This is a genomic window from Flavobacterium calami (genome assembly GCF_038290035.1).
In the GTDB taxonomy this organism is placed as follows: domain Bacteria; phylum Bacteroidota; class Bacteroidia; order Flavobacteriales; family Flavobacteriaceae; genus Flavobacterium; species Flavobacterium calami.
This window is the reverse complement of sequence record NZ_JBBYHS010000009.1, coordinates 36,156-61,506: the sequence shown is the minus strand read 5'-3', so window position 1 is coordinate 61,506 and position 25,351 is coordinate 36,156. Positions and strand designations below refer to the sequence as shown.

General features: G+C 36.4%; 19 protein-coding genes. 10 read left to right on the top strand and 9 right to left on the bottom strand.

Annotation, left to right across the window (positions count from 1 at the left end; all coding sequences use genetic code 11):
* Positions 1–321 precede the first annotated feature (321 nt).
* Complete coding sequence (locus AAEO57_RS09610; protein ID WP_341691993.1) at positions 322–924, top strand: hypothetical protein; 603 nt, start codon at positions 322–324, stop codon at positions 922–924.
* A 178-nt stretch (positions 925–1,102) separates the two neighbouring features.
* Here the strand turns inward: AAEO57_RS09610 and moaA are convergent, their stop codons facing one another.
* From moaA to AAEO57_RS09565, 9 genes are all read right to left on the bottom strand, one after another.
* Positions 1,103–2,110, bottom strand: coding sequence for a GTP 3',8-cyclase MoaA (gene moaA, locus AAEO57_RS09605; protein WP_341691992.1), 1,008 nt, complete (start codon positions 2,108–2,110; stop codon positions 1,103–1,105).
* Positions 2,097–3,011, bottom strand: a complete 915-nt coding sequence (gene moaCB, locus AAEO57_RS09600) for a bifunctional molybdenum cofactor biosynthesis protein MoaC/MoaB (RefSeq protein WP_341691991.1) — start codon at positions 3,009–3,011, stop codon at positions 2,097–2,099. The genes moaA and moaCB overlap by 14 nt, the downstream gene beginning before the upstream one ends.
* Position 3,012: 1 nt before the next feature.
* The gene (locus tag AAEO57_RS09595; RefSeq protein ID WP_007807486.1) at positions 3,013–3,444 is read right to left on the bottom strand and encodes a molybdenum cofactor biosynthesis protein MoaE; all 432 of its coding nucleotides are present in this window, start codon (positions 3,442–3,444) and stop codon (positions 3,013–3,015) included.
* A gap of 166 nt (positions 3,445–3,610) precedes the next feature.
* Positions 3,611–4,684 carry a molybdopterin-synthase adenylyltransferase MoeB gene (locus AAEO57_RS09590; RefSeq protein WP_341691990.1) on the bottom strand — a complete coding sequence of 358 codons (1,074 nt, stop codon included), beginning with the start codon at positions 4,682–4,684 and terminating at the stop codon, positions 3,611–3,613.
* A 10-nt stretch (positions 4,685–4,694) separates the two neighbouring features.
* A complete protein-coding gene (locus AAEO57_RS09585) occupies positions 4,695–4,931 on the bottom strand; it encodes a MoaD/ThiS family protein (RefSeq protein ID WP_341691989.1) in 237 nt (78 codons plus the stop codon).
* 2 nt (positions 4,932–4,933) lie between these two features.
* Positions 4,934–5,722 carry a uroporphyrinogen-III C-methyltransferase gene (cobA, locus tag AAEO57_RS09580; RefSeq protein WP_341691987.1) on the bottom strand — a complete coding sequence of 263 codons (789 nt, stop codon included), beginning with the start codon at positions 5,720–5,722 and terminating at the stop codon, positions 4,934–4,936.
* A 6-nt stretch (positions 5,723–5,728) separates the two neighbouring features.
* Positions 5,729–6,301 carry a molybdenum cofactor guanylyltransferase gene (locus AAEO57_RS09575; protein WP_341691985.1) on the bottom strand — a complete coding sequence of 191 codons (573 nt, stop codon included), beginning with the start codon at positions 6,299–6,301 and terminating at the stop codon, positions 5,729–5,731.
* 111 nt (positions 6,302–6,412) lie between these two features.
* A complete protein-coding gene (locus AAEO57_RS09570; RefSeq protein ID WP_341691984.1) occupies positions 6,413–7,159 on the bottom strand; it encodes a sulfite exporter TauE/SafE family protein in 747 nt (248 codons plus the stop codon).
* A 119-nt stretch (positions 7,160–7,278) separates the two neighbouring features.
* Positions 7,279–8,451: a molybdopterin molybdotransferase MoeA gene (locus AAEO57_RS09565; RefSeq protein WP_341691983.1), complete on the bottom strand. Its 1,173-nt coding sequence runs from the start codon at positions 8,449–8,451 to the stop codon at positions 7,279–7,281.
* Between the two features lie 917 nt (positions 8,452–9,368).
* Between AAEO57_RS09565 and AAEO57_RS09560 the strand changes: the two genes are divergently transcribed.
* The 9 genes from AAEO57_RS09560 (at position 9,369) to AAEO57_RS09520 (ending at position 25,346) form a co-directional block, all read left to right on the top strand.
* Complete coding sequence (locus tag AAEO57_RS09560; RefSeq protein WP_341691981.1) at positions 9,369–12,521, top strand: SusC/RagA family TonB-linked outer membrane protein; 3,153 nt, start codon at positions 9,369–9,371, stop codon at positions 12,519–12,521.
* A 19-nt stretch (positions 12,522–12,540) separates the two neighbouring features.
* Entirely contained in the window at positions 12,541–14,013 is a 1,473-nt protein-coding gene (locus tag AAEO57_RS09555) for a RagB/SusD family nutrient uptake outer membrane protein (protein ID WP_341691980.1), read from the top strand.
* 26 nt (positions 14,014–14,039) lie between these two features.
* Positions 14,040–15,956, top strand: a complete 1,917-nt coding sequence (locus AAEO57_RS09550; protein ID WP_341691977.1) for an arylsulfatase — start codon at positions 14,040–14,042, stop codon at positions 15,954–15,956.
* Positions 15,957–16,318: 362 nt separating this feature from the next.
* The gene (locus AAEO57_RS09545) at positions 16,319–16,480 is read left to right on the top strand and encodes a hypothetical protein (RefSeq protein WP_341691976.1); all 162 of its coding nucleotides are present in this window, start codon (positions 16,319–16,321) and stop codon (positions 16,478–16,480) included.
* Positions 16,481–16,631: 151 nt separating this feature from the next.
* Entirely contained in the window at positions 16,632–17,699 is a 1,068-nt protein-coding gene (locus tag AAEO57_RS09540) for a sterol desaturase family protein (RefSeq protein WP_341691973.1), read from the top strand.
* Between the two features lie 6 nt (positions 17,700–17,705).
* Complete coding sequence (locus AAEO57_RS09535) at positions 17,706–18,425, top strand: thioredoxin domain-containing protein (RefSeq protein WP_341691971.1); 720 nt, start codon at positions 17,706–17,708, stop codon at positions 18,423–18,425.
* Positions 18,426–18,720: 295 nt separating this feature from the next.
* A complete protein-coding gene (locus tag AAEO57_RS09530) occupies positions 18,721–20,340 on the top strand; it encodes a sulfatase-like hydrolase/transferase (protein WP_341691968.1) in 1,620 nt (539 codons plus the stop codon).
* A 25-nt stretch (positions 20,341–20,365) separates the two neighbouring features.
* Positions 20,366–21,628, top strand: coding sequence for a YeiH family protein (locus AAEO57_RS09525; RefSeq protein ID WP_341691966.1), 1,263 nt, complete (start codon positions 20,366–20,368; stop codon positions 21,626–21,628).
* Between the two features lie 670 nt (positions 21,629–22,298).
* A complete protein-coding gene (locus tag AAEO57_RS09520) occupies positions 22,299–25,346 on the top strand; it encodes a SusC/RagA family TonB-linked outer membrane protein (protein WP_341691964.1) in 3,048 nt (1,015 codons plus the stop codon).
* The last annotated feature ends 5 nt before the right edge of the window (positions 25,347–25,351 follow it).

Sequence of the window (25,351 nt, the reverse complement as noted above, 5' to 3'; positions counted from 1 at the left end):
TCAGCTTTGCATTATACCTTTTTTGGCGACCCAGCCAGAAAAGGTATAATGTTTTATTAGACTGGTGTGCTCTTTTTTTTTAAACTCTCTGAAGTCTTATTTGTACCGCAATTCACCTGATTTTTCATGTAGAATTGTTAAGAAATTTTGGCTTTTATTTTCAGTAAAAAAATCAACCAATTCTTTTTCAATAAGTTATTGTTATTTTTTAACTAAAAACTTAACATTGGGAAACTTGTTTTATAATTATCTTTACTTAACTGTAAATTAACAATTTAGTTACATTTATAAAGATAATCCTCACTTAAATGCATTTATATTATGGAAAACAAGACCGAAGAAACAAATCCTGAGAAGATTGATTCTCCTAAAACAGAAGCTGTACAACCTGTTACAGAACCTGCAAAAGCTGAAAATACACCTGTCAAAAAAACACCTGTACGCAAAGCTACTCCTGCTAAAACTACAACAGCTAAACCTGCAGCAACAACTACTCCGGTTAAGCCAGCCGTAAAAACTACTACTGCAAAACCAACTATCAGGAGAGCTCCTGCAAAAAAAGTATTAGCTCCAGACACAAAAACAGAGGATAAAACTATAGGTGCTGAAACACCAGTTACTGAATTGAAAGAAGAGAATACTAACCAGGCGGTAAAAGTTGAAAAAACTGAAAAAGACAAAGCTGCTAAAAAAGCCAAAAAAGTGAAAGATAAAGAAAAGGAAAAAGCGAAAAAGAAATTAGCTAAGAAAAAAGAGAAAGCTAAAAAGGATAAAAAGAAGGAGAAAGCTAAAAAAGCAAAACTAAAAGCGAAGGCTAAGAAAAAAGAAAAAGCCAAAAAAGCGAAGGACAAAACTAAAGCTAAAAAAATAGCCAAAAAGAAAGCTAAGTCTCAAAAAAAGGCAAAAGCTAAAAAGAAAAAATAATTTCAGAAGGAAGGTTTGACTTGAATAAAGTTGAACCTTTTTTTTATTTTCACACTTTGTCATTTCGACCTTTTGGGAGAAATCACACTAGTATATCGACAAAGATTGGATACTCACTTCATGGAGTTTCTTGTGTGATTTCTCCTTTCAGTCGAAATGACAAAATTGTACAAAAAAATTATCCCCCAATCGCAATCATACTTCGATTATCAAAGTGCAGTTTCGGATCATCCATTTCAGAAATTGTAACCATACCTGATCTGACTTTTTTCTTGCTTTTAACAGAAGCCGAAATCAATTCCGTAATCGATTCACCATTTCTGAAAGCTGTCAGTAAATCAGTCTCAGAATTCGAGAATAGACAATTTTTAATTTTTCCGTTTGCCGTCAGGCGGATTCGATTGCAGCTATCACAAAACGGATTTGTAATTGAGCTTATGATTCCGAAATCGCCCTGAAAACCTTTGATTCTATAGGTTCTGGCCGTGAAGTTTTTCTCATCCTCCAGTTTTTGAATTTTATTCAAATTAAAACATTCTTCAACTTGTGATAAAATTTCTTTCTGTGATACCATTTTGCTTCTGTCCCACTCGTTTCCGGCAAAAGGCATAAATTCAATAAAGCGCACCGAAATGGGTAATGATTCCGTTAAATTGATAAAATCCACAATTTCGTTATCATTAAAACCTTTCATCAAAACCACATTCACTTTTACCTGAAAATCGTGATTCAGCAATAAATGCAGATTATCGATCACTTTCTCAAACTGATTTCGAAGTGTTATCGAATGAAACTTTAATGCAACCAGTGTATCTAAACTCAGGTTGATTTTTTTTATCCCGGCCTGTTTTAAAACTTCAATATGACGGTCAATTAAAATTCCGTTGGTCGTGATTGAAAGTGAAATTTCTAATGTCGATAATTTCAAAACTATCTCAGGAAAATCCTTTCTCAATAAAGGTTCTCCTCCCGTCAGTCTGATTTTATCCACACCATTTTCTACGAAAGTCTGGGCAATTGCAAAAATCTCTTCAGCTGTCATTAAACTGGCTTTGGGAGACAGCGCAATTCCGTCAGCAGGCATGCAATACGTACAACGCAAATTGCATTTCTCCAGCAACGAAATACGCAAATAGTTGTGTTTTCGCCCAAAATCATCCGTCAAAATGGTTTTAGAGGGTGTCATGATTTTTTCCTTTTAAAATATGAAAAACGTGCATCACATGTGGAAAAACAGCGTCCATCGATTCTCTTGCTCCGTTTGTTGATCCCGGCAAGGCCAAAACCAGGCTTTTTCCTAATGTTCCTGCAACGGTTCTCGATAACATCGCATAGGGCATTCGCTGCTGCCCGTAATCGCGAATGGCTTCTTCGATACCCGGAATTCGGCTTTCTAATATTGCCGAAAGTGCTTCAGGCGTGACATCTCTTGGTGACAATCCGGTTCCGCCTGTAAAAATAACCAGCTGATTGTCTTTGGCGAAAGCCTTTGTCTTTTCCTGAATAATTTCTAATTCATCCGGAATAATCTCATAATGAGTCGTTTCAACACCGTAAGATTCTAACTTTTCTACAATGATTTTCCCGGATCGGTCTTCTTTATCACCGGTAAAAATGGAGTCGGAACAAACAAAAACCGCTGCTTTTATTGAGTACGGAAATTTATTTTTGAAAGACGATTTTCCGCCTTCTTTATTAATTAATTTGATGGTTGAAATTTCGATTTCCTTATCGATTGGTTTCAACATATCGTACATCGTCAATGCTACAATTGAAGCTCCGTGCATCGCCTCTACCTCTACTCCGGTTTTATAAACGGTTTTTACTTTAAAGATAATCTGAATCTCTAAACCTTCAATGTTATATTCTACCGAAGTAAATTCAATTGGCAGCGGATGGCAATCCGGAATCGATAAATGTGTATTTTTTACCGCAAATAATCCGGCCGTTTTTGCCATTTCGAACACATTTCCTTTTGGCACCAGATTATTGACAACTGCATCAATTGTCTCCTGTTTGCTGACTTTGACAATTGCTGTAGCGGTTGCGACTCTTAATGTGCTTATTTTATGCGTAATATCTACCATTTTAGGTGTTTTGTTTCCATGTGAATGTATCGTTTTCAAACATTTCCTTGCCAAAAATCGGGACATCTGTTTTAATCCAGTTTACGATGGCTTCTGTGGCTTCGTAAACCTGTTTGCGTCTTGTTGCTGAAACAAAGACAAACAGACAGATTTCTCCTGCTTTTACCACTCCTAAACTGTGGTAAATGTGCATACAGGTCAAATCGAATTTGGCAAATGCTTTTTCACGAATTGTATGCAAGGCTTCGTTTGCCATATCGGTATAAGCCGAATAATCAATGGCCACAACCGTATTATCATGAATCACATCGGCGCGAACCTGACCCAGAAAAATATTGTGTGCCCCAATTGTATGTTTGGATTGATGTTTGGCAATCGACTCCGCAATAAATTCGGGAGAAATTGGTCCTTCTACAAATACATTTTTACTCATTTTCTTTATTTTTTATTGCCACTGATTTCACAGATAAAAAGGATTTTTTTTTCTATTGCTTTTGTCTGGCTGAGCGGAGTCGAAGCCTGAGTCCAATTGGGTCGCCCTTCGACTCCGCTCAGGGTGACAATCTAACTTATAATCCACTAACCCATATAATCTGCAGCTATATTTTCTCTTCTTTTAATAATTGTTGAATCACCAAAGCACCGCCTTCAATACTTTTCACATCTTTAAACTCTTTCTTCTGAAGCAATTCAACAGCCATTTTGCTTCGAATTCCGGATTGGCAGAAAACATAAATCGTTTGATTCGGATTCAGTTTTTCAATTTCATTTTCCAAATTCATTAACGGAATCTGAATGCTGTTTTTAAATGTTATTTTTGGAAGTTCATCTGCATTACGAACATCTAAAAACAAGACCTCTTCATTATCAATTTGATTCAAAACTGCTTCAGCTGAAATCTCTTCGACACGGTTTTCTTTTTGAGAATATTTTTCTTCAAAAGTATTTCTATCCATTACAAAAGAATCATTTTTTTCAAAATCATATTTCTGCTGTTCGTTATTCAGAACATTATAAACCAATATTTTTCCACTTAAAATTTCTCCTGTTTCCAGAATCATTTTTATGACTTCATTGGCCTGCATCATTCCAATAATTCCAACTGAAATTCCGATAACTCCCGCATCCGTACAATTCACAGACGAACTGTTTTCATCAGAATATAAACATCTGTAAGTTGGGCCATTTTGATAATTAAAAACCGAAACCTGCCCCTGAAACCTGAAAATTGATCCGTAAACCATTGGTTTATTCGTAATCAGACAGGCATCATTTATCAGGTATTTTATTTGAAGATTATCAGTTGCATCCACAACAATATCATATTTTTCGAATAAACTAATGGCATTTTTACCGGAAAGTTTTTCAGCAATGGCGTTTACTTTAACCTCGGGATTTAATGTTGCCATCATGGATTTGGCTTCTTCAACCTTGTATTTTCCGACAGATGAATTTTTATAAATTACCTGACGCTGTAAATTTGAAAGTTCCACAACATCATCATCCACAATTCCGATTTCACCAACTCCGGCAGCTGCCAGATAAGGCAATATCGCAGCACCCAGGCCTCCTGCACCAATAATTAAAACTTTGGATTTTAATAATTTGTACTGGCCTGTTTCTCCAATTTCAGAAAGGATTACTTGTCGGTTATAACGGGAAGATGCATTCATAAATTGTAAATTATCCTCCGGCAAAAGGAGGCAATAAAGCAACAATATCACTTGTTTTCAAAGCGTAATCTGTTGTTTTTGAAACTATTTTCTGATTGACGGCAACACTGAATGATAGCGTTTCGAATTTGTATTTTTCTTCTAAATCCTGCAATAAATCCTGCAGGGAAATATTCGAAGAAACCACATTTTCGAATGAGCATTGCGTTTTTTCGGCGATAGCTCCAAAATACTTAACTTCAATCATTATTATAGATTTAAATTCTGAAATATAAATTCGTCTTCAAAATGTTCCTGAAAATAAGAGGTCAGTTTTGAAGTATTTTTCACCACTTCACCAATTACAATAATCGCTGGTGATGAAATATTTTTTTCGGCAACTAATTTAGTAATTGAACTAATGTTACCCACTACTTTTTGTTCTGAATTTTTAGTTCCGTTTTGGATAATGGCAATCGGTAAATCGTCAGTTCTGTTTTCCTTATAAATCGAAATGATTTCATCTAACTTGTGCATTCCCATCAAAATAACCACTGTTGCAGCTGATTTTGAAGCCAAATGTACATCTTTGGACAATTCATGACTTGAAGTGGTACCTGTAATTACCCAGAAACTCTCTGCTACTTTTCGTTGCGTCAAACTGATTCCTACTGAAGCAGGAACGCCTAAAGCTGATGAAATTCCCGGAACCACAGCGGTTTCCAGACCAAATTTTTCTGAATATTCGATTTCTTCGCTTCCGCGCCCGAAAATAAACGGATCTCCACCTTTCAAACGAACCACATGTCCGTAACGATTAGCCATCGAAACAATCAACTCGTTAATTTGATCCTGTGTGTAAGCATGACAACCCAAACGTTTCCCCACAAAAACAATCTCTGCCTTAGTCGCATATTGCAGTAATTCTTCATTAACCAAAGCATCATACAAAACTACATCGGCATTTTCTAACGCTTTAATTGCTTTCAGCGTAATCAATTCAACATCTCCCGGGCCTGCGCCTACTACTGTTAACTTTGGTGTTCTTGAGTTTTGCATAATCTATTAACTTAAATTGATATTCAGGTCGTTTAATTCGTCAACCGAATTAATGTTCGTTAAAGGAAAGTTTTCGCTTTCTTCTATTTTTATAATCTGATGAGGCACTTTCGATAGAAAATCCATCATTTTCAGTTCATTTTTATCAATCGCTTCTTTTACAACCGGCACTATTTTTTTAGAATAAATTCCGATTAAAGGATGAATCCTGCTTTCTGTCGCAAAAACAGTAATTTGAGCTTCCTGATTGTGTTTTGAAACTAATTCCGTTAGCAATTCCGAAGAAATTAACGGAATATCACAACTTAGAATCAGGTTAAATTCGGTTTCAGAATTTTCCAATGCTGTATAAATTCCCCCCAAAGGGCCTTTATCTTTCACTATATCAGCAGACTTCTTGTATGGTAAATAATCGTATTCCTTAGTATTCGTTATGAACTCAATGTTTTCTGTAACAGGCAAGACAGCGTGAATTATGTGTTCAATAAATGGTTTTCCCTGAAACAGAACCAATCCTTTCTCAGACTTCATTCGGGAACTTTTCCCTCCACAAAGAATAAATGCTGTTAGTTTTTCCATGATTAATTAATTTGTTTAAGGTTTAAAGTTTCAAATTATAAATCCCAAGTTTTTAAATTCCAAATTCCAATCTAGGCTTGTATTAATCTTTAAATCTTTAAATCAATTTTGCTAAGGAAATATGAGCTTTATACTTGCCATCAAAATCACAGTTCCTAATACTATTTTTAATGTTTTGTTCGAAAAATAACCGCTTCCGTAAAATCCGCCTAACATTCCGCCTATCACTGCAATCGGAACCAAATAAAAACTTTCTGTCGGAATTATTTTTCCTCCCAAAAGAAATCCTAACATTCCGGCAAATGAATTGACAAATATGAACAGACTTGAAATAGCCGCCGATTCTTTTACCGAAGCCCATCCCAGAAACAATAAAATCGGACTTAAAATAATACCGCCGCCAATTCCTAGCATCCCTGAAAGCAATCCAATTACGAATCCGATTGCCAATGCAAAAGGTAATTTGATCTGAACAGCTTCTTTTTCCTTAAAATTAAATATTCCGAACAGTCTCAGAGCTGCAAACACCAGTACAATTCCTAAAATAACTTTATAAATTGTATTATCCAGTGTAATAAATCCGCCAATAAAAGCAGCAGGAATAGATCCTATCGCAAACGGATAAAAAAGCTTTGGTTTGAAATAATTCATTCTGTAATAAAACAAAAACGAAATACTCGAAACAAACAAATTCAACAACAACGCCGAAGGTTTCATTATCGCTACCGGAAAAGCAAAAAAAGTCATTAAGGCCAAATACCCTGATGCCCCGCCATGTCCTACACTTGAGTACAAAAACGCAATCACAATCAATGCGAAGCTGAATAAAATTATATTTTCGGAAGTAAGTAACTGCATATTTTTTGTTTCAGGTTTTCTTTGTTTTAGGTTTCTGTGTGTTTTTATTTACATACTGCTTTTCAGTGTTTTACATCAAAATCTATTTTCTATACTCTTTTTTCTATTTTCTAAAAACATTAATCAATCGGCAATAATGTTACCAATTGTTCTTTTTTAAGGTTTTCAACATCATTTGGTACAATGAGCAAACAATTTGCTGTTGCAAAAGTATTGAGCATTGCCGAACTCTGGCCGTCTAAAACCGTTACATGGGTTTCATCATATAACGCTTTTAAGAACAATGTTTTTCCGGAAGTATTTTTAATATCCGTATTTAATTTTCGGATTACTTTCGGTAAATGAATATCTGAAAATCCCATTCGGTTTCGGATTGCCGGATACACATACACATAAAAATTAGTCAGTGACGAAGCCGGATTTCCGGGTAAAGCAAAAACCAATGTTTCATTTTTAGAACCAAAAAACATTGGTTTTCCCGGTTTCTGATTGATTTTGTAAAAAAGCTCTTCTACTCCGTTTTTCAGTAATGCTTCTTTTACAAAATCATAATCCCCAACCGAAATTCCGCCCGAGACTAAAACCACATCATATTTTGTGAGAATGCCTTTTAAGGCTTTCTTCGTTGCTTTAAGATTGTCTTTTACCTTAAAAACCTTGGTTTTATTTACACCAATCGTTTGAAGCGCAGCCTCAAGCATCACTGAGTTACTTTCGTAAATTTTACCTTTTGGCAATTTTTTACCCGGTTTTACCAATTCGTTTCCGGTTACCAAAATGGCTACTTTTGGCTTTTTGCAAACTGTAATTTCTGTAATTCCCAAACAGGCCAGAAAACCAATTGCAGCGGGCGTGATTAGCGTATTCGGTTCAAAAACCACTTCTCCTTTATTGATCTGCTCCCCTTTTGCGCGAACATTTGCAAACTGCTCAGGCATTTGGGCTATTAAGATCGAATTTTCATTCGCCATCACATGCTCCTGCATCACCACTGTATCAGCATCATCAGGAACAAATGCGCCGGTAAAAATCCTTACTGCTTCATTTCCTTTCAGTTTTATATTAGAATAATCTCCCGCTTGTGAACTGCTTACCACATCGTATTGATGTTTTATACTGTGAATGAAAGCATAACCGTCCATTGCTGACTGACGAAACGGCGGCATTGCAATTGGCGAATAAACCGTTTCTGCCAAAACATATCCCAGTGCTTTTCTGACCGCAATTTTTTGTAATGGCATTTTTGAACTGTTTTCAGCTACTATTGCTAAAGCTTCATTTACTTGTATCATTTTCACAAATATAAAACTAAGTATAAATACTTAATACAAATATAAGTATTTTTTACTAGTATGGTTACAATTTTTTAATTTATTTTTCTCTTTATAAAATTACTCTAATTATTTTAAACTCACGGTTTAAATCACATCCTCTTTTTCTCTATAAAATTTGATTTTAAAACTAAAAGCGATGTTTGGTATCATTTTTAAGTTCGTATTTCACCATGATGCAGTGTTAAAAAAGTACAAACTAATGTATAAAGTATTATGTTTCGCCAGATTCCCTAAAAATATTTTTAACATCTATTTTAAAACAAAACAAAATCAAAACACTGTAAATCAATACATTAAAAACAAAAAACCTCATCTTCTTTTAATTTAAAAAATTATTTTGAAAAAAAATTCAACAAATTTTTGGTTATTATTATATTAAAATTAACTTTGTCTATAGGATTAGTAGAGTTTGAATTTGTATTTAAAACCATAAAAACTATATTTTGAAAACAACGGAAAATATATCGTATTTTATTTCTTCTAAAAAAAATACTTATAACGCGTCTTGCTGTTGTATGTGCTCCTGTTGCTAACTCTGAAAGCAAAAAAATGTTTATGTTCAATTATCCACACCATATTGAAATAAACAATCCTAATAAAAACATAAACCTTATTCATTGCAAAATCTTCTTGTTACGATTCATTTGTATCAAAAAGAGTACTATTTCTATAAACAAAAAAATGTCCAATTAACAACTAAAATTACCAAAATGAAAAAGATGCACAACAGTTGCTGTAAATAAAAAAAGCCATTTCTGCGGCAACAGAAATGGCAAGGCTAAAGAATATTTATCGCTAAATAAAGGAAACACGAGAGAGTTGAAAAAAATCAACTTTCAGGACTCCTTGTTAATTACTTAAACCAATACAAAGAAATGAAAAAAAATATAAATCTCATTTTATGGGGAGCAATTTTATTGATTTCCCTGCAAATTCAGGCACAAAACACACAATTTATAATAAATTCGACTCTAAACGGAACTGTTGTTGACAAAATTACACAACAGCCGTTACCGGGAGTTAACGTTCAGATTAAAGGAACAACTCACGGCGTAACCACTGATATTGACGGTAAATTCTTTTTTGAAACGGGACAAAAATTCCCATATACCTTAATTGTTAGTATCATAGGCTACAAAAGATTACAAGTTGTAGCAGATGGAAGTCCTATCACAATTGAACTCGAAGAAGATGTACAGCAACTTAAGGAATTAGTAGTTGTAGGATACGGAACCCAAAGCAAGAAAAATATAACAGGATCTGTTTCTTCGATACCAAAAGCCAATTTAAATCAGGTAACCTCATCAGCTGATAACTTATTAAGAGGTGCCGTTGCCGGAGTAGTGGTGACTCAGAGTTCAGGCCAGCCGGGAGCTTCTTCGAGTATCCGAATTCGTGGCGGAAACTCCATTACCGGAGGTAACGAACCTTTATATGTTATCGATGGAATTCTGGTTTATAATGACAACAATAACGGTTCTGCAGGTGTAGCGCTTTCAGGAGCCGGTGTAAATGTGTTGTCAACTTTAAACCCGTCTGATATTGAATCTATTGAGGTTCTTAAAGATGCCTCTGCTACTGCAATTTATGGATCCCGAGGTGCAAACGGTGTTATCTTGGTTACTACTAAAAAAGGTAAAAAGGGACAGGATAATGTTACATATCAGGGCTATTTTGGATTTCAGAATATTACAAAAAAAATAGATTTGTTAAACGCCAGCGAATGGGCTACTTTACGAAATGATATTCAGATTGGTCTTGGTCAGACGCCTTCTTTTACACCTCAGCAAATTGAAGATTTTAAAACAACCGGCAATTATGACTGGCAGGATGCGGCTTTTAGAAAAGGAGCACCGATTCAAAATCATCAACTGAGTTTTTCGGGTGGGAATGAGACTTCAAGATATTCGGTTTCAACCAACTATTTCAAACAGGACGGAATCGTCATTGGGTCTGATTTCAGAAGACTTTCATTGCGTATTAACTACGAAAAAGACGTAACCGATTTGTTCCGGTTTGGTGTAACTGCAACCCTAACCAATTCTGATTTTAATGGTATGAGTGCGAATAGTTCCAGCGCAGCACTAACAGCTCCAAATACACTTGCCGGGGTACTTTTGACAGCGCCTGTTGTACCTATAAAAAATGCTGATGGGTCATTTAACGTAACTAATAATCCTTATGTAGCGTCAATCAACGGTTATGTTTCAAATCCAATTAACGATTTAGAAAATATTACCAATGAAACCAAAATCAACAGAACACTTAGCTCTTTGTGGGGAGAATACAAACTGGCAAAAAACCTGGCACTCAAATCAACTGTAAATGCTGATATCATTAGTACCAAACAAAATTACTACGCACCATCAAACACTACAAACGGTATTGAAACCAAAGGATATGCCTCTGTTGGAAATAAATTAGTAAGCTCTGTTTTAAATGAAAACACTTTAAACTACAACACATCTTTCGGAGAAGATAAACACCAGCTTTCAGCTTTGGCAGGATATACTATTCAATATTCTAAAGGAGAAGTAGCAACTTCAGGAGCCACAAATTTTGTAAATGATCTGAACGGATACAATGCGTTGCAGGACGGAACACCAATAAAACCAACAAGCGATGCTTTTGAAAGCGTTTTACAATCATGGTTAGGGAGAGTTAATTATTCGTACCTAAACCGCTATAATTTCTCTGTTTCTGCACGTGCTGACGGATCGTCAAGATTTGGTTCTGATTCCAAATGGGGATTCTTCCCTTCTGCAGGTTTTTCATGGAATGTTACCGAAGAAAATTTTGCTAAAAACATCAGGAATGTGGACAATATCAAATTAAGGCTGAGTGCCGGAACAACCGGAAACCAGGAAATTGGGGATTATCTTGCGTTAGCTTCTTTAGGTTCTGTAAATTATTCTTTTGGAGGAACTATTTATACCGGTTTTGCCCCTACCCGATTATCAAACCCGGATTTGAAATGGGAAAAAACAACACAATACAACACAGGTCTTGACTTTGATTTCTTTAATAAAAAAATCAGCCTGGTTTTAGACGCTTACTACAAAAAAACAACAGACTTATTAGTAAATGTACCGATTCCGCTAAATTCTGGTTATACTTCTGTTTTACAAAACATTGGTGCAGTTGAAAACAAAGGATTCGAGGTTGGCATTATTACAGAAAACATCAAAACAGACAGTTTTTTATGGAATACCAATTTCAATTACTCGATCAACAAAAATAAAGTGGTTGAAATCGGTAATGGCGTACAGCAGTTTTTTCCGGTTGCACCAAGCAGCGTTTTAAGTTTACAACAGCCGGTTATCGTAAAAGTAGGACAGCCTTTGGGAACATTCTGGGGTTACAGAACAGATGGTGTTTTCCAGAATCAGGATGAAATTAATACGCAACCTACCTTAAACAGTATTGCCAATACAAAGCCAGGAGACAGAAGATACAAAGACATCAGCGGCCCAAATGGTGTCCCTGACGGAAAAATTACAGCGGCTTACGATAAAGTAAACTTAGGAAGCGCACAGCCAAAATTTGTTGCCAGTTTAAACAATACATTAGTTTATAGAGATTTCGATTTAAACTTCTTTTTCCAAGGTGCTTTTGGAGGTAAAATCTACAACGCAATCAACCAGCAATTAGAGATTCCGACTTTAGGGAACAATGCTGCAGGAGCTTTAAGAGATCACTGGACTACAACAAAACCAAGTGAGGAAATTCCGAGAGCAGCTAACTCTCCAGCAACTGTGGTATCTGACCGTTATATCGAAGATGGTTCTTATATCCGTTTGAAAACCGTTACACTGGGATATACTTTGCCAAAAAATATTGCTTCCAAAATCAAGACCAAAGCCATCAAATTTTATGTATCTGCACAAAATCTAGTGACCTGGACCAAGTACAGCGGTTTTGACCCTGAGATCAGTTCATACGGACAGAGCAATTTGTTGCCTGGAATAGATTACGGAGCTTATCCAACTTCAAGAACATTTATAAGTGGTGTTAACGTCACTTTTTAATTAAAAAATAGTATTTAAGATGAAAAAAATATTCCTACTCCTTATAAGTGCAAGCCTGCTGGCATCGTGCACAGATTTAGATGTTGCCCCAACATCGTTTGTTACCAAAGAAAATTTTTATAATACGGATGATGATGCTATTGCGAGTGTTACCGCTGTTTATGCTTCTTTAAGTTATGACGGAACAGAGCAAAGTCTTTTTGGAAGAAACCTTTACTTCCTAACCGACATGGGAACTGATTATGCAGCAGCAGGAGCATCAGCGATTAACCAAAACGTACGTGCCATTAGCGCTTTGTCTTATGATGCTAATACAGACAGAATTCAGGTGGCGTGGCGCCAGATTTACAGCGGGATCAACAGAGCCAATGTTGCCATAGACAATATTCCGAAAGTACAGGGAACAGAAGCTTTAAAAACCAGATTAATAAACGAAGCGAAGTTTATCAGAGCACTACTTTATTTTCATGCTGTTCGTTTATGGGGAGGTGTTCCATTAGTTTTACATGAACCTACATCATTGGCTATCGAAGATTTAAAAGAGAGCAGAGCAACTGTAGATGAAGTGTATACTCAGATTATTAAAGATTTGACAGATGCCGAAGCTTTGCCATCAACCTATACAGCAAATAACGCAGGCCGGGCGACATCGGGCGCTGCAAAAGCTATTTTGGCGAAAGTATATCTAACCAGAAAAGACTGGCCGAATGCTATTTTGAAAGCCAAAGAAGTGATTAACGGAGGTTATGGATATGGTCTTTTTTCGAACTTTTCGGATATTTTTAATAAAACTACTAAAAACGGAAAAGAGCATATTTTCTCTGTTCAGTTCGAGCCAAATCAGGCCGGAAACGGAAGCAGCGGGAGTACTTTTATGAGAACTTCTTTTGCAGGCTTTGCTCCAGTTGAACCGGCAGATATCATCTCAGATGTAAGTTTGTTTTATGACATTTACACACCTGGTGACACACGTCGGGATGCTACTTATGCCAAACAATTACTGAATCCGTCGACTGGTACATTATACACTTTTCCGAAACCTATTTTCAGAAAATATCTGGACGTAACCATTTTATCGAATGGAGCAAATGTGTCTATCAACTTCCCGATCATTCGTTATGCAGATATCCTTGTAACATTAGCGGAAGCGATAAATGAACAGGAAAACACCCCGACAGCAGAAGCTTACGAAGCCATCAATAAAGTGAGAAGAAGGGCTTTTGGAAAACCAATTGACACTCCGGATGCAACAGTTGACTTAGCCGGATTGACAAAAGAACAATTTAAAGAAGCGATTTTTACAGAACGCACCAAAGAGTTTGTTCAGGAAGGACAGCGCTGGTTTGACTTGGTTCGCTGGGGAAGATTGGTTTCTGAAGTAAAAAAGGTACCCGGAAAATCATCTGTTTCAGAAAGAAATAATTTATACCCGATTCCACAAAGTGAAAGAGACCAGAATCCGGATGGTCTTCCACAAAATGAAGGATATTAATAACCAACCATAAAAAAATTATAATCATGAAAAATTTTAAAAACAACATCACAGTCAAAAGCCCGCAAAAAGGGCTTTTGATTACTGCATTGCTTCTTGCTCAACTGGGTTTTGCCCAAAATCAGCCAAATGCAGATTTTAAGGGAACTGTCGGTAAAACATTAGCCGAATCAAAAGAATACTGGCCAGATCCGGTAAAAGCTCCGGCCGGTGCTCCTAACGTGGTATGGATTCTACTGGATGATGTTGGATTTGGCGCTACGACTGCTTTTGGCGGACTAATCGAAACGCCTACTTTTGATGCTTTGGCAAATAACGGATTACGTTATACCAATTTTCACACCACAGCCATCTGCGCCCCTACCCGTGCGGCTTTATTGACCGGAAGAAACTCCGGAAGAGTTCATGTGAGCGGTTTCTCTCATACTATTTTATCGGCAGGTTTTCCTGGCTGGGACGGAAGAATTCCATCTGATAAAGGAACAATTGCAGAGATTTTAAGAGAGAATGGCTACAATACTTTTGCAGTGGGTAAATATGGTGTTACTCCGGATGAAGACGCTACTGATGCAGGACCATTTGACAGATGGCCAACCGGAAAAGGTTTCGATCATTTCTACGGATTCTTAGGATCACAAACGGATCAGTACAACCCTGATTTGGTAGAAGACCAGACTCACATCAAAGGTGACGGACGCCATTTGAACGAATTGATTACAGATAAAGCCATCAGTTATATTCAAAAACAGCAAAAAGCTGCGCCGGGAAAACCGTTCTTTTTATATTATGCTCCGGGAGCTGCTCATGCACCGCATCAGGTTGCTAAAGAATGGAGTGATAAATACAAAGGAAAGTTTGATGAAGGCTGGGATGTTTATCGTGAAAAAGTACTGGCCAACCAAAAGAAACTGGGTGTAATTCCTGCCAACGCTGTATTGCCGGAACGTAATCCACTGATTGGAGAATGGAAAAAACTGACTCCGGACCAAAAGAAGGTTTATGCCCGATTTATGGAAGTTTACGCAGGATTCCTTTCGTATACAGATGCTGAAATAGGAAGAGTCGTTAATTATCTGAAAGAAACAAACCAGTTAGATAACACTGTAATTTTTGTGGCTATTGGAGATAATGGCGCCAGTAAAGAAGGTACCACACAAGGTACCATCAACCAAAGTATTTTTGCTCAGGGATCTTCTGACGAAAAAAATCTTCAGGATAATTTAGCCAATATTGGAGAAATAGGAACACCTCAGGGACTTAACACTAATTACCCTTTAGGATGGGCTCAGGCTACCAATGCTCCTTTTAAAAACTGGAAACAGGACGCACAATCTGAAGGAGGAACCCGTAATCCTTTGATTGTTTTTTACCCAAAAGGAATTAAAGATAAAGGCGGAATCAGAAATCAGTACAGTCATGTAAACGATATTCTTCCTACAACCCTTGATATTGCAGGGATAAAAGCTCCGGAATATATCAAAGGAATCAAACAGGACATCATTCAGGGATCTTCTTTGTACAGCTCTTTAAATAATGCCAAAGCAGAATCTCTTCACAAAGTACAATACTACTACATTTTTGGAAACAGAGCGATTTACAAAGATGGCTGGAAAGCTGCTGCAGCTCATCCGGATCCGTTTACTTTGTTGAAAGCCGCTGGCAAAAACGGAACACCACAAGCAAGCAATTTTGATAATGATGTTTGGGAACTGTATAACTTAAACGAAGATTTTAACGAACGTAATAATCTGGCTAAAAAGTATCCTGAAAAATTAGAGGAACTTAAAAAACTGTTTGATGAGCAAGCCAAAGAAAACAATGTGTATCCGTTAATTGACTGGCAGGATGTATTAGGACGAAAAATACACAATACCGGTGCTGATAAAGGTAAAAATCTTCAGGAGCTAATTAAAGAGGCTACCAAAGGCGGTAGTGATAATTAAAAACAAAAACAAAAATCGGGACTATTGATTTTAATAGTCCTGATTTTTAAAACCCTATTACGCTTATACATTTGGAGTTATTGAAAAGCAAAATATTGTATTTATAAATTCTACTAAATACATATAACTAAAGAACATAAAACCCTTTGAATGTAGTCAGTTTGAATATTTTTAGAAAAAGGGTAACCGAAAAGATCATCAAGAGAGCGCATAACGAATTTTAAAAATTAACAGCTATGATACGAATCAGCTTTAAATATATTCTAAAAAAAATTATTGCAGGAACCATCCTTTTTGGATTACCATTAACTCTTTTGGCTGGTGTTCTGGCATTATTATATCTAATTTTTAAATAATAAATCATGGCTGAAGTAAAACAGGAAGTTATAGAAATATCGAATCCGGGTGATAAAATTAACGAAGAAACCGATTTTAGTATAAATCAATTTGAAGTAACAGATGCACTGATAGTAACCGGAAAAGAACAACCCAAAAAATATACAGTTTATCCGGTTCTGGACTAAAATGTTTAATTAAAAATCAAAACTCATGAAACTAATAGATTATCAAATTATAGGAAAAAAGATTGTCGTGGGAACAATTCTTTTTTTAGTACCGCTGGCAATTTTGGCTGGAGGTTTAGCAATAATCAATCAATTTTTAAAATAAGAAATCATGGCAACAGTTCAAAATTCAAACAAAAATCTGACAAGAGATTTAAGTATCAGTCTTTTTATTTACACGCTGCCTGTGCTGGCAATTTATCTGTATTTTAAATTAAGTAATGGTGTGGTAAGCGAATCGCATATTGCCTTACCTGGTTTTTTAGAATTTATAAAACCTGCTTTCGAAAACATCCGTACCTGGGGATTAACCGTTTTTATGATTGTATTGGGAATCATCGAATTTACAGCAGGCTTATACGATGACGAATGGACAGGCGAAGAACGTAAAATTGATATTGTAAGTTTTCTTGCCCCAAAATTAATTTTACCTGCGGTTATTGCTTTTTTTAGCCTGAAGGTTTTACCAGTTGTAATTCCAAATCTTGAAAACTCACTTTCATGGGTTCCGTTTTGGGGAGGCTTTTTCTTAATTGCCGTAGCCGATGATTTAACGCAATATTGGTACCACCGTTTGCATCATCAGGTTCCGTTTTTATGGCGTTTTCACAGAACGCATCACTCGGCTCCGTACATGGGAATGGCAATGCTTTCGAGACAAAACTTTATTTACACCGTTTTCTTTTCTCAGATTTATTTAACGGCAACTTTGACTTATTTAGGTTTGGGACTTCCTGCTCTGTTTGTTTTAGTGATTAAAAGCCTCATCACTTTAGGAGCACATTCCAGTATTGCATGGGACAAACCGCTTTATAAATACAAAGTTTTACATCCGATTGCGTGGGTATTAGAACGTTTGATTTCGACTCCGGCTACGCATCACGCACATCACGCAGATACAAGCGGTGATGGTGTTGGACATTTTAAAGGCAACTTCGGAAACATGTTTTTTATCTGGGATGTCATCTTCGGAACAGGTTTGATTACGCGCCAGTTTCCAAAATCATACGGAATCAAATCATACAAACAGGAAGAATGGTATGCACAGTTTCTTTGGCCGATATTCAAATCTAAAAAAGAAGGAAGTGCACTGGCAGAAGGCGTTCTTTCTGTACCGTTAAAATCAAATTCAAATACTGTTACAGAAAACCAGCCTGCATTCGAAACAGTTCAATCTTAAAATACGATGAAAAATATACTATTTAAAAACAGTATCTCAGCCTTAACTCTGCTTTTTACAGTACTTGTTTTTGCGCAAAATAAAAGTTCAAATACAGTCTCACTGGATGTTTTTTACAGCAAAATCCAAAATGAGAAGAATCCGCAGATCATTGATGCCAGAGGAGCTGAAGAATTTGCTCTGAACCATATTAACGGAGCAGTAAATTTTAATCTGGAATCGAAAGATTATGCCAAACATATTGCGGCTTTAGACAAGTCAAGACCTGTTTTTACCTATTCTATCGGAGCCGGAAGAAGTGTCTGGCTGGCAGATGATTTATTAAAAAAAGGTTTTAAGGAAGCCTATAGTTTAGAGGGCGGAATTGCCAACTGGATTGGCAACGGAAAACCTTTTTATGTAAACTCCAAAAGCAAACTGACTTTGGATGAATACAATAAAATCATTGCTGATAATAATACTGTTTTAGTAGATATTGGTTCTAAATATTGTGCTCCGTGTAAAAAAGTAAAACCTGTTCTGGAAGCCATTAAAGCTGAATACGGAGAGAAAGTAAAAATTGTCGAAATCGAACTCGAAGAAAGCCCACAGGTAATTGCCGATCTTAAAACTGTAAAAGTATTCCCTACCCTGATTTTATATCAAAATGGTCAGATTGTTTTCAAAAAAGAGGGATTCTCTGATTTGAAAAAAGATGTTGATGTCATTCTGGCTCAGAATAATTAATGCTAAAGAAAAAAAAATCAGAACACCTGTCGGCCTGAGCGGAGTCGAAGGCTTTCTGGTTGTAAAGGGCTTCGACTAAAGTTCATCCTGAGCCAAGTCGAAAACTTTTAATTCTAAATGGTTTCGACTCCGCTCAGCCTGACACCTGTTTTTAATTTCACAACAGTAAAGTTTGTTTGTTTTGTTTTTTTGCTAATCCTGCAAGGTTTCTAAAACCTTGTAGGTTTATCATTTTAAAACCATCAAATCTTATCAATAATAGAAAAAAAATCTTCATTTTATTCTCAAAATCTATATGGCAATATCCCAAAAAATTAAAAAGATTGGTTTACCAGTTTTAATTGTCCTCATTATCGCTTCTGTATTTTTGTTTTGGCCCATCAATATGGATGGAAAACTGATTAAGCCTGACGAAAAATTAGCTGAAGGAAAAAGTGCATTTCTGTCTCAAAAAGACACTTCCAAAACTTCAGAAAAAAAACCAAACATTATCATTCTCCTTGCTGATGATTTGGGCAAATATGACATTTCACTGTACGGAGGAAAATCAACCCCGACACCTCAAATAGATTCTTTGGCTGCATCGGGAGTGACATTTACAGACGGTTATGTTTCCTCATCCATTTGTTCGCCTTCAAGAGCAGGATTGCTTACAGGACGCTATCAGGAGCGATTTGGTCACGAATTTCAACCGGGCGACCGATATCCAAAAAACAATCTGGAATATTATGCTTTCAAATATCTGATCAATACAGACAGCTGGAGATTAAATCCAAAAATAGAATACCCAAACGATGCTTCAATCGCTACTCAGGGTTTGCCTCAGTCTGAAATTACCTTTGCCGATCTGGCAAAAAGAAAAGGATACAGCACCGCTATTATCGGAAAATGGCATTTGGGACACAACAAAGGATTCTTTCCATTAGACAGAGGTTTCGATTATCACTATGGATTTTATCAGGCATTTTCACTTTTTGCTCCCGAAGATGACAATCCGGATATCATCAATCACCATCACAAGGATTTTACTGATAAGGTGATTTGGGGCAATGGCCGTGTTGGAATTGGACAAATCCGTCGCGATACAACCATCATAAAAGACAAGGCGTATCTAACCGAAACATTTGCTGACGAAGCCGAAGCTTTCATTGATAAAAATAAAACAAAACCATTTTTACTGTATGTTCCGTTTAATGCGCCGCACACGCCTTTTCAGGTTCGAAAGAAATATTACGACCGTTTCCCGAATGTAAAAGATGAAAACAAACGGGTGTATTTTGCCATGATTAGTGCCTTAGATGATGCTATTGGAAGAATCATTGCCAAAGTCAGAAAAGAAGGTCTTGAAGAAAATACCTTAATCATTTTTGCCAGCGACAACGGCGGTGCAGATTATACTTTTGCCACCACCAACGCACCGCTCAAAGGCGGCAAATTCTCCCATTTTGAAGGCGGAATCAATGTACCATTTGCACTTTCGTGGAAAGGAAAAATCAAACCGCATACCGTTTACAAAACACCGGTAAGCTCTCTGGATATTTTCAGCACCATTGCGACTGCGATTCACTCTGATCTGCCAAAAGACCGCATTTATGACGGAGTTGACTTAATCAGTACAGTTAACAATAATAAAGAAGCACACCAAAATCTATACTGGCGTTCCGGAGATGCAAAAGCCATCAGAAGCGGTGACTGGAAACTGATTATCAGTGGCAAAACACATGAAAAATGGCTTTACGACTTATCAAAAGACAAATCTGAAAAGAATGATTTAGCTAAAAAAAATCCGGCAAAAGTAAAAGAACTTCAGACTGCATTACAAAACTGGGAAAAAGGACTCGTGAAACCTTTATGGCCTAATTTAATGCATTATGAATTCGATTTTGGTACTCAAAAATATTTTGTCGATTTGTAAAATGACCTCCACAAATAATATAAAAATGTCACAAAAAACAAAACAACTTAGCCTTCACGAAGACTGGACAGTCGTACTGTTAGGATTCTTAATCATCGGAATTTCACTGTTTGTATTTCTTCCTGAAGTTCCGGTATTCAAATGGTCCAACGGATCTGATTTACTTGCAGATGTATTTTCCTTTGGAAATCTGCAAATTCTGCTGGTTCAGTTTATTTATCTAATTATTATCGGAACTATTGCTGTTTTTTTAATTGGCAAATCGGTAAAAAACTTTTTATTGGGTTTTCCAATCGTATATCTATTGACTGTTTTTGCTCTGATAATAGCCGGAAATACATTTATAAAAGGACTTAACTTAGAAGCCGTAATTTTTAGTCTGGCAATTGGTCTGGCAATTGGCAATTTTTTCAAACTGCCGGAATGGTTTCGTTCTGCACTTTCAACGGAAATTTTTGTGAAAATTGGTTTGGTTTTATTGGGAACCGGTGTAATTTTTTCAGACATCCTTAAAGCGGGTTCTTTAGGGTTAATTCAGGCTTTGGTAGTGGTTTTATCGGTTTGGTATTTTGCTTTCTGGCTGTGTAAAAAATTAAAAGTCGATGAGGAACTGACTATGATGATTTCAAGTGCGGTTTCTATTTGCGGGGTTTCTGCGGCTATTGCAACCTCCGGAGCGATTAAAGGCGATTCAAAAAAACTGTCGTATGTTATTTCGATGGTATTGGTAACCGCTATCCCGATGATGATTTTTATGCCGGTTATTGCGCAATATTTCAATTTTCCTGAAGAAGTTACGGGAGCCTGGCTGGGCGGCAGTATTGATACTTCCGGCGCTGTTGTCGCATCGGGTTCATTGGTTGGAGAAACCGCTTTGAAAATTAGTACCATTGTCAAGTTTTCACAAAATGTATTATTAGGATTAGCTGCTTTTGCAATCTCGGTTTACTGGACCTACACGCATAATAAATCTGCCGAAGTAGTTGCCTCAAAACCAACATTGGGAGTTATCTGGGAACGTTTTCCAAAATTTGTAATTGGCTTTATTGCGGCTTCAGTCGTATTCTCTTTCCTACTTACTTCAGAAACAAGAGATACTGTAAAAGACAGTCTGAAAAATATTCAAGGCATTTGGTTTGCCCTTGCTTTTACAAGTATCGGTTTAGAAACCAACTTTAAGGATTTATTCAGCAACAACACTAAAAAACCATTGTATGCATTTTTGATTGCGCAGTCTTTTAATGTGGTTATTACCTTGATTATTGCTTTTTTATTGTTTGGAGAATAATTTCAATCAATTAAAACTTCTTTTCAATGACTAAATTAGAAGTTTAAAAACTAAAAAAAGAGTGTCTAATACTTAAAACCAGTATTAGATACTCTTTTTTATTCAAACAAAAATCTAAAAATCAATTACTTAACTACAATTTCATCGATTTTATTCATCTCTACTCTATCTATTCAAAAAAAAATTAAAAAAACTTTTGGATATCATTATATTAAATTTAACTTTGTCTATGGGATTAGTAGAGTATAAATATTGTCAAAAATAAAGTATTTTGAAAACAACAGGTAGCACAACCCATTACATTCTTATTGAAAATTACATTTATAAGACTTCTTCTTGTATGTGTGGCTGTTGCTAAATCTTCGCGATTACGTCTGCCAATTACTTTTTTTTATAAATGATTTCAGGCGAATCATTACCTCATCAAAAAATTTAATGTAAATACCACGCATTTTGCTTCAATTATGGGCAAAAGCATATTTAAATATATTCAAAAACAAATTTTAAACTCAATAATATGAAGAAAATGTATAGCAGCTGCTAAAAAAAATATTTCTGCGGCAACGGAAATATATCAGGATTAAAGAAAATTTATCGCTAAATCAAAGGACTAACAGAGAGTTTAAAAACAAACTTTCAGGGCTCCTTTTATAATTACCAAAACTACGTAATGAAAAAAAATATAAATATCCTTTTATGGATTAGCATTTTATTGATTTCAGCCGGAATTAATGCCCAAAATACACAAGCTACTATTAACTCTACATTAAACGGAACTGTCATTGATCAGGTTACCAATCAGCCAATTCCGGGGGTTAACATTCAGATCAAAGGTACCACACATACTGCCGTAACCGATTTAGACGGAAAATTCTATTTTCAGACCGGTCAAAAATTTCCCTACATATTAATCGTAAGTTATATCGGTTATGTTACCGCAGAACACACCGCAAATACCGATTTTGTTCAGATTTCCTTAAAAGAAGACCGCAAGGAACTGGATGAACTTGTTATCATTGGATACGGAAGCACCACTAAAAAAGATTATACAGGTGCTGCCGAAACCGTTTCTTCTACAGCATTAAAAGCCACACAAAGAACACTCGAAAGTTCGCTTCAGGGCTCTGTTGCTGGGGTTAATGTTACACAGACTTCAGGTCAGCCAGGGGCAGGATTAAGCATTCGTATTCGTGGAGGGAGTTCGATTCAGGGAGGAAATGAGCCATTGTATGTAATTGATGGATTCCCACTTTATAATTCAGATGTGACTTCAGGGGTTTTAAGCGGTACGCCAACCAATCCGTTATCTTCTATAAACCCTTCGGATATTGAATCGATTACAGTTTTAAAAGATGCCTCATCAACAGCTATTTACGGTTCAAGAGGTGCAAATGGTGTTGTTATTATTACTACGAAAAAAGGTTCTGCCAATGCCATGACGGTAAATTACGATTTTACAATTGGCCAGCAGGAAGTTCGTAATAAAGTTGATGTTTTGGATGCAAAAGGTTTCGCCCGACTTAGAAATGCAGCACTTTACGACACAAATCCTGCTTTGGGACAAAACCAATATTTAAGTGAAGCGCAAATTGCAGCATTAGGAAAAGGTGTTGACTGGCAGGAAGAAGCATTTCAAAAAGGACTGGTTCAAAATCATCAGTTAAGTATTTCAGGCGGAAACAATCAGACCAGATATGCTGTTTCCGGCAATTATTACAATCAGGAAGGAGTTATCAAAAATACAGGATTTGAAAGGCTGAGCGGAAGAGTAAACCTGACCTCAAAAATAAGCAGTAAGTTTAAAATTGGTTTAAATCTTACTATTGCCGAAACCAAAGCAAAAGTCGCTCCTACAGGTTTAATCACATCTTTATTGAGTATGCCTCCTACTGCTACTATTTATGAACCGGATGGAAGTTATACATTGAGAAATCCGTTTGAAAACATCTTTGCAAACCCTATTGCAACTTTAAATGAGCGCAAAAATGAATCAATCACTGACCGAATTCTGGGAACTATTTATGGAGAATATGACATTTTGAAAAACCTTGTTTTCAAAGTTTCTTTTGGAACCGATTTAATTTTCAACAAAGAGAAAAGTTATCTTCCATCCTCTATTTATGAAGGACTGATTACAAATGGAGAAGGAAAAATTGGAACGGCAGATTCCAGAACCTGGTTAAACGAAAACACCCTTACCTACTCTAAAGTTTTTGGAGAAAAACACAATCTGAATGTTTTGGCCGGTTATACTCAGCAACATTCTACAAAAGAATTTGTTACAGCCGGTTCACAGCAATATGTAAATGATGTAACGTATTATTACAGCCTTCAAAGCGGTAATGTGGCTTTAATGCCCTCATCGGGAGAAAGCACCTGGGCTTTGAATTCGTATTTATCAAGGATTAACTACAACTATGCTTCAAAATATTTCCTGACCGCAAGTTTAAGAGCAGATGGTTCTTCAAGATTCGGGCAAAACAATAAATGGGGTTACTTCCCTTCTTTTGCTGCAGCATGGCAAATTAGTAATGAAGACTTTTTTGCGCCTGTAAAAGATGTTATTAACAGCTTAAAAATCAGAAGCAGTTACGGAGCAACCGGAAATCAGGAAATTGGAGAATACCAGTCACTTTCTACATTAAGCAGCGTGAAATATCTTTTTGGAGACCAGATTTATACCGGTTTTACCCCAACAAGAATATCAAATGACGATTTAGGATGGGAACTGACCAATCAATTTGATGCAGGTGTTGACGTTGGTTTTTTTGATGATAAATTAAACCTGACTGTTGATGTTTACCGCAAAACAACCAAAGATTTATTGCTGGCAGTTCAGATTCCATATACTACCGGATTTACGTCTTCTTTGCAAAACTTTGGTACCGTACAAAATCAGGGAATTGAATTAGGAATCAATACAGCGCTTGGAAACACAGCATTTTCATGGACTTCAAATTTTAATATTTCATTCAATAACAATAAAATCATTGCGCTTGGGAATGATGCTGAATTCTATACTTTCGGAAATTATATCCTTAGAAAAGGAGAATCTTTAGGAACTTTTTACGGTGCAGTAACAGATGGGATATTGCAGACAGCGGATGTTGCCACAAAAGGAGTTTTTACAGGAAATGCAACTCCTAAAGCAGGTGATCGTTTGTATAAAGATATTAATGGAGACGATGCCTTTACAACCGCTGCCGACAGAACAAGCATTGGCGATGCACAGCCTGATTTTATATTTGGTTTCACTAATACTTTTACTTACAGAGGTTTTGAATTATCTGCGCTTATCAATGGATCGGTTGGAAATAAAATCCTGAACGGAAACGCTCAGGCACTTGAATTATACAACGGCCAGCAAAATGCTTCGACAAGTGCTTTAGATGCCTGGACACCGACTAATCCAAGTACAACTACGCCACGTGCCAAACTGGATCCTGCACCGGTTTTCTCAAATCGATTTGTTGAAGACGGCTCTTTTGTGAGAATCAAAAACATCACATTCAGCTATAATTTACCGAAAAAGGTTTCAGAAAAACTGCTTCTGACTTCTGTTAAATTCAGAGTTGTCGGAGAAAACCTTTTCACTTTCACAAAATACACAGGATTTGATCCTGAAGTAACGAACGGAACCACAATTTCTCCGGGAACAGATACAGGAATTTACCCTGCATCCAAAACCATTTCGGGTGGTTTAATTGTAACATTTTAAAACGA

Excerpts from the sequence above, each read along its gene's own strand:
- AAEO57_RS09610 (WP_341691993.1), top strand. The coding sequence starts at position 322 with ATGGAAAACAAGACCGAAGAAACAAATCCTGAGAAGATTGATTCTCCT.
- moaA (WP_341691992.1), bottom strand. The coding sequence starts at position 2,110 with ATGACACCCTCTAAAACCATTTTGACGGATGATTTTGGGCGAAAACAC.
- moaCB (WP_341691991.1), bottom strand. The coding sequence starts at position 3,011 with ATGGTAGATATTACGCATAAAATAAGCACATTAAGAGTCGCAACCGCT.
- AAEO57_RS09595 (WP_007807486.1), bottom strand. The coding sequence starts at position 3,444 with ATGAGTAAAAATGTATTTGTAGAAGGACCAATTTCTCCCGAATTTATT.
- AAEO57_RS09590 (WP_341691990.1), bottom strand. The coding sequence starts at position 4,684 with ATGAATGCATCTTCCCGTTATAACCGACAAGTAATCCTTTCTGAAATT.
- AAEO57_RS09585 (WP_341691989.1), bottom strand. The coding sequence starts at position 4,931 with ATGATTGAAGTTAAGTATTTTGGAGCTATCGCCGAAAAAACGCAATGC.
- cobA (WP_341691987.1), bottom strand. The coding sequence starts at position 5,722 with ATGCAAAACTCAAGAACACCAAAGTTAACAGTAGTAGGCGCAGGCCCG.
- AAEO57_RS09575 (WP_341691985.1), bottom strand. The coding sequence starts at position 6,301 with ATGGAAAAACTAACAGCATTTATTCTTTGTGGAGGGAAAAGTTCCCGA.
- AAEO57_RS09570 (WP_341691984.1), bottom strand. The coding sequence starts at position 7,159 with ATGCAGTTACTTACTTCCGAAAATATAATTTTATTCAGCTTCGCATTG.
- AAEO57_RS09565 (WP_341691983.1), bottom strand. The coding sequence starts at position 8,451 with ATGATACAAGTAAATGAAGCTTTAGCAATAGTAGCTGAAAACAGTTCA.
- AAEO57_RS09560 (WP_341691981.1), top strand. The coding sequence starts at position 9,369 with ATGAAAAAAAATATAAATCTCATTTTATGGGGAGCAATTTTATTGATT.
- AAEO57_RS09555 (WP_341691980.1), top strand. The coding sequence starts at position 12,541 with ATGAAAAAAATATTCCTACTCCTTATAAGTGCAAGCCTGCTGGCATCG.
- AAEO57_RS09550 (WP_341691977.1), top strand. The coding sequence starts at position 14,040 with ATGAAAAATTTTAAAAACAACATCACAGTCAAAAGCCCGCAAAAAGGG.
- AAEO57_RS09545 (WP_341691976.1), top strand. The coding sequence starts at position 16,319 with ATGGCTGAAGTAAAACAGGAAGTTATAGAAATATCGAATCCGGGTGAT.
- AAEO57_RS09540 (WP_341691973.1), top strand. The coding sequence starts at position 16,632 with ATGGCAACAGTTCAAAATTCAAACAAAAATCTGACAAGAGATTTAAGT.
- AAEO57_RS09535 (WP_341691971.1), top strand. The coding sequence starts at position 17,706 with ATGAAAAATATACTATTTAAAAACAGTATCTCAGCCTTAACTCTGCTT.
- AAEO57_RS09530 (WP_341691968.1), top strand. The coding sequence starts at position 18,721 with ATGGCAATATCCCAAAAAATTAAAAAGATTGGTTTACCAGTTTTAATT.
- AAEO57_RS09525 (WP_341691966.1), top strand. The coding sequence starts at position 20,366 with ATGTCACAAAAAACAAAACAACTTAGCCTTCACGAAGACTGGACAGTC.
- AAEO57_RS09520 (WP_341691964.1), top strand. The coding sequence starts at position 22,299 with ATGAAAAAAAATATAAATATCCTTTTATGGATTAGCATTTTATTGATT.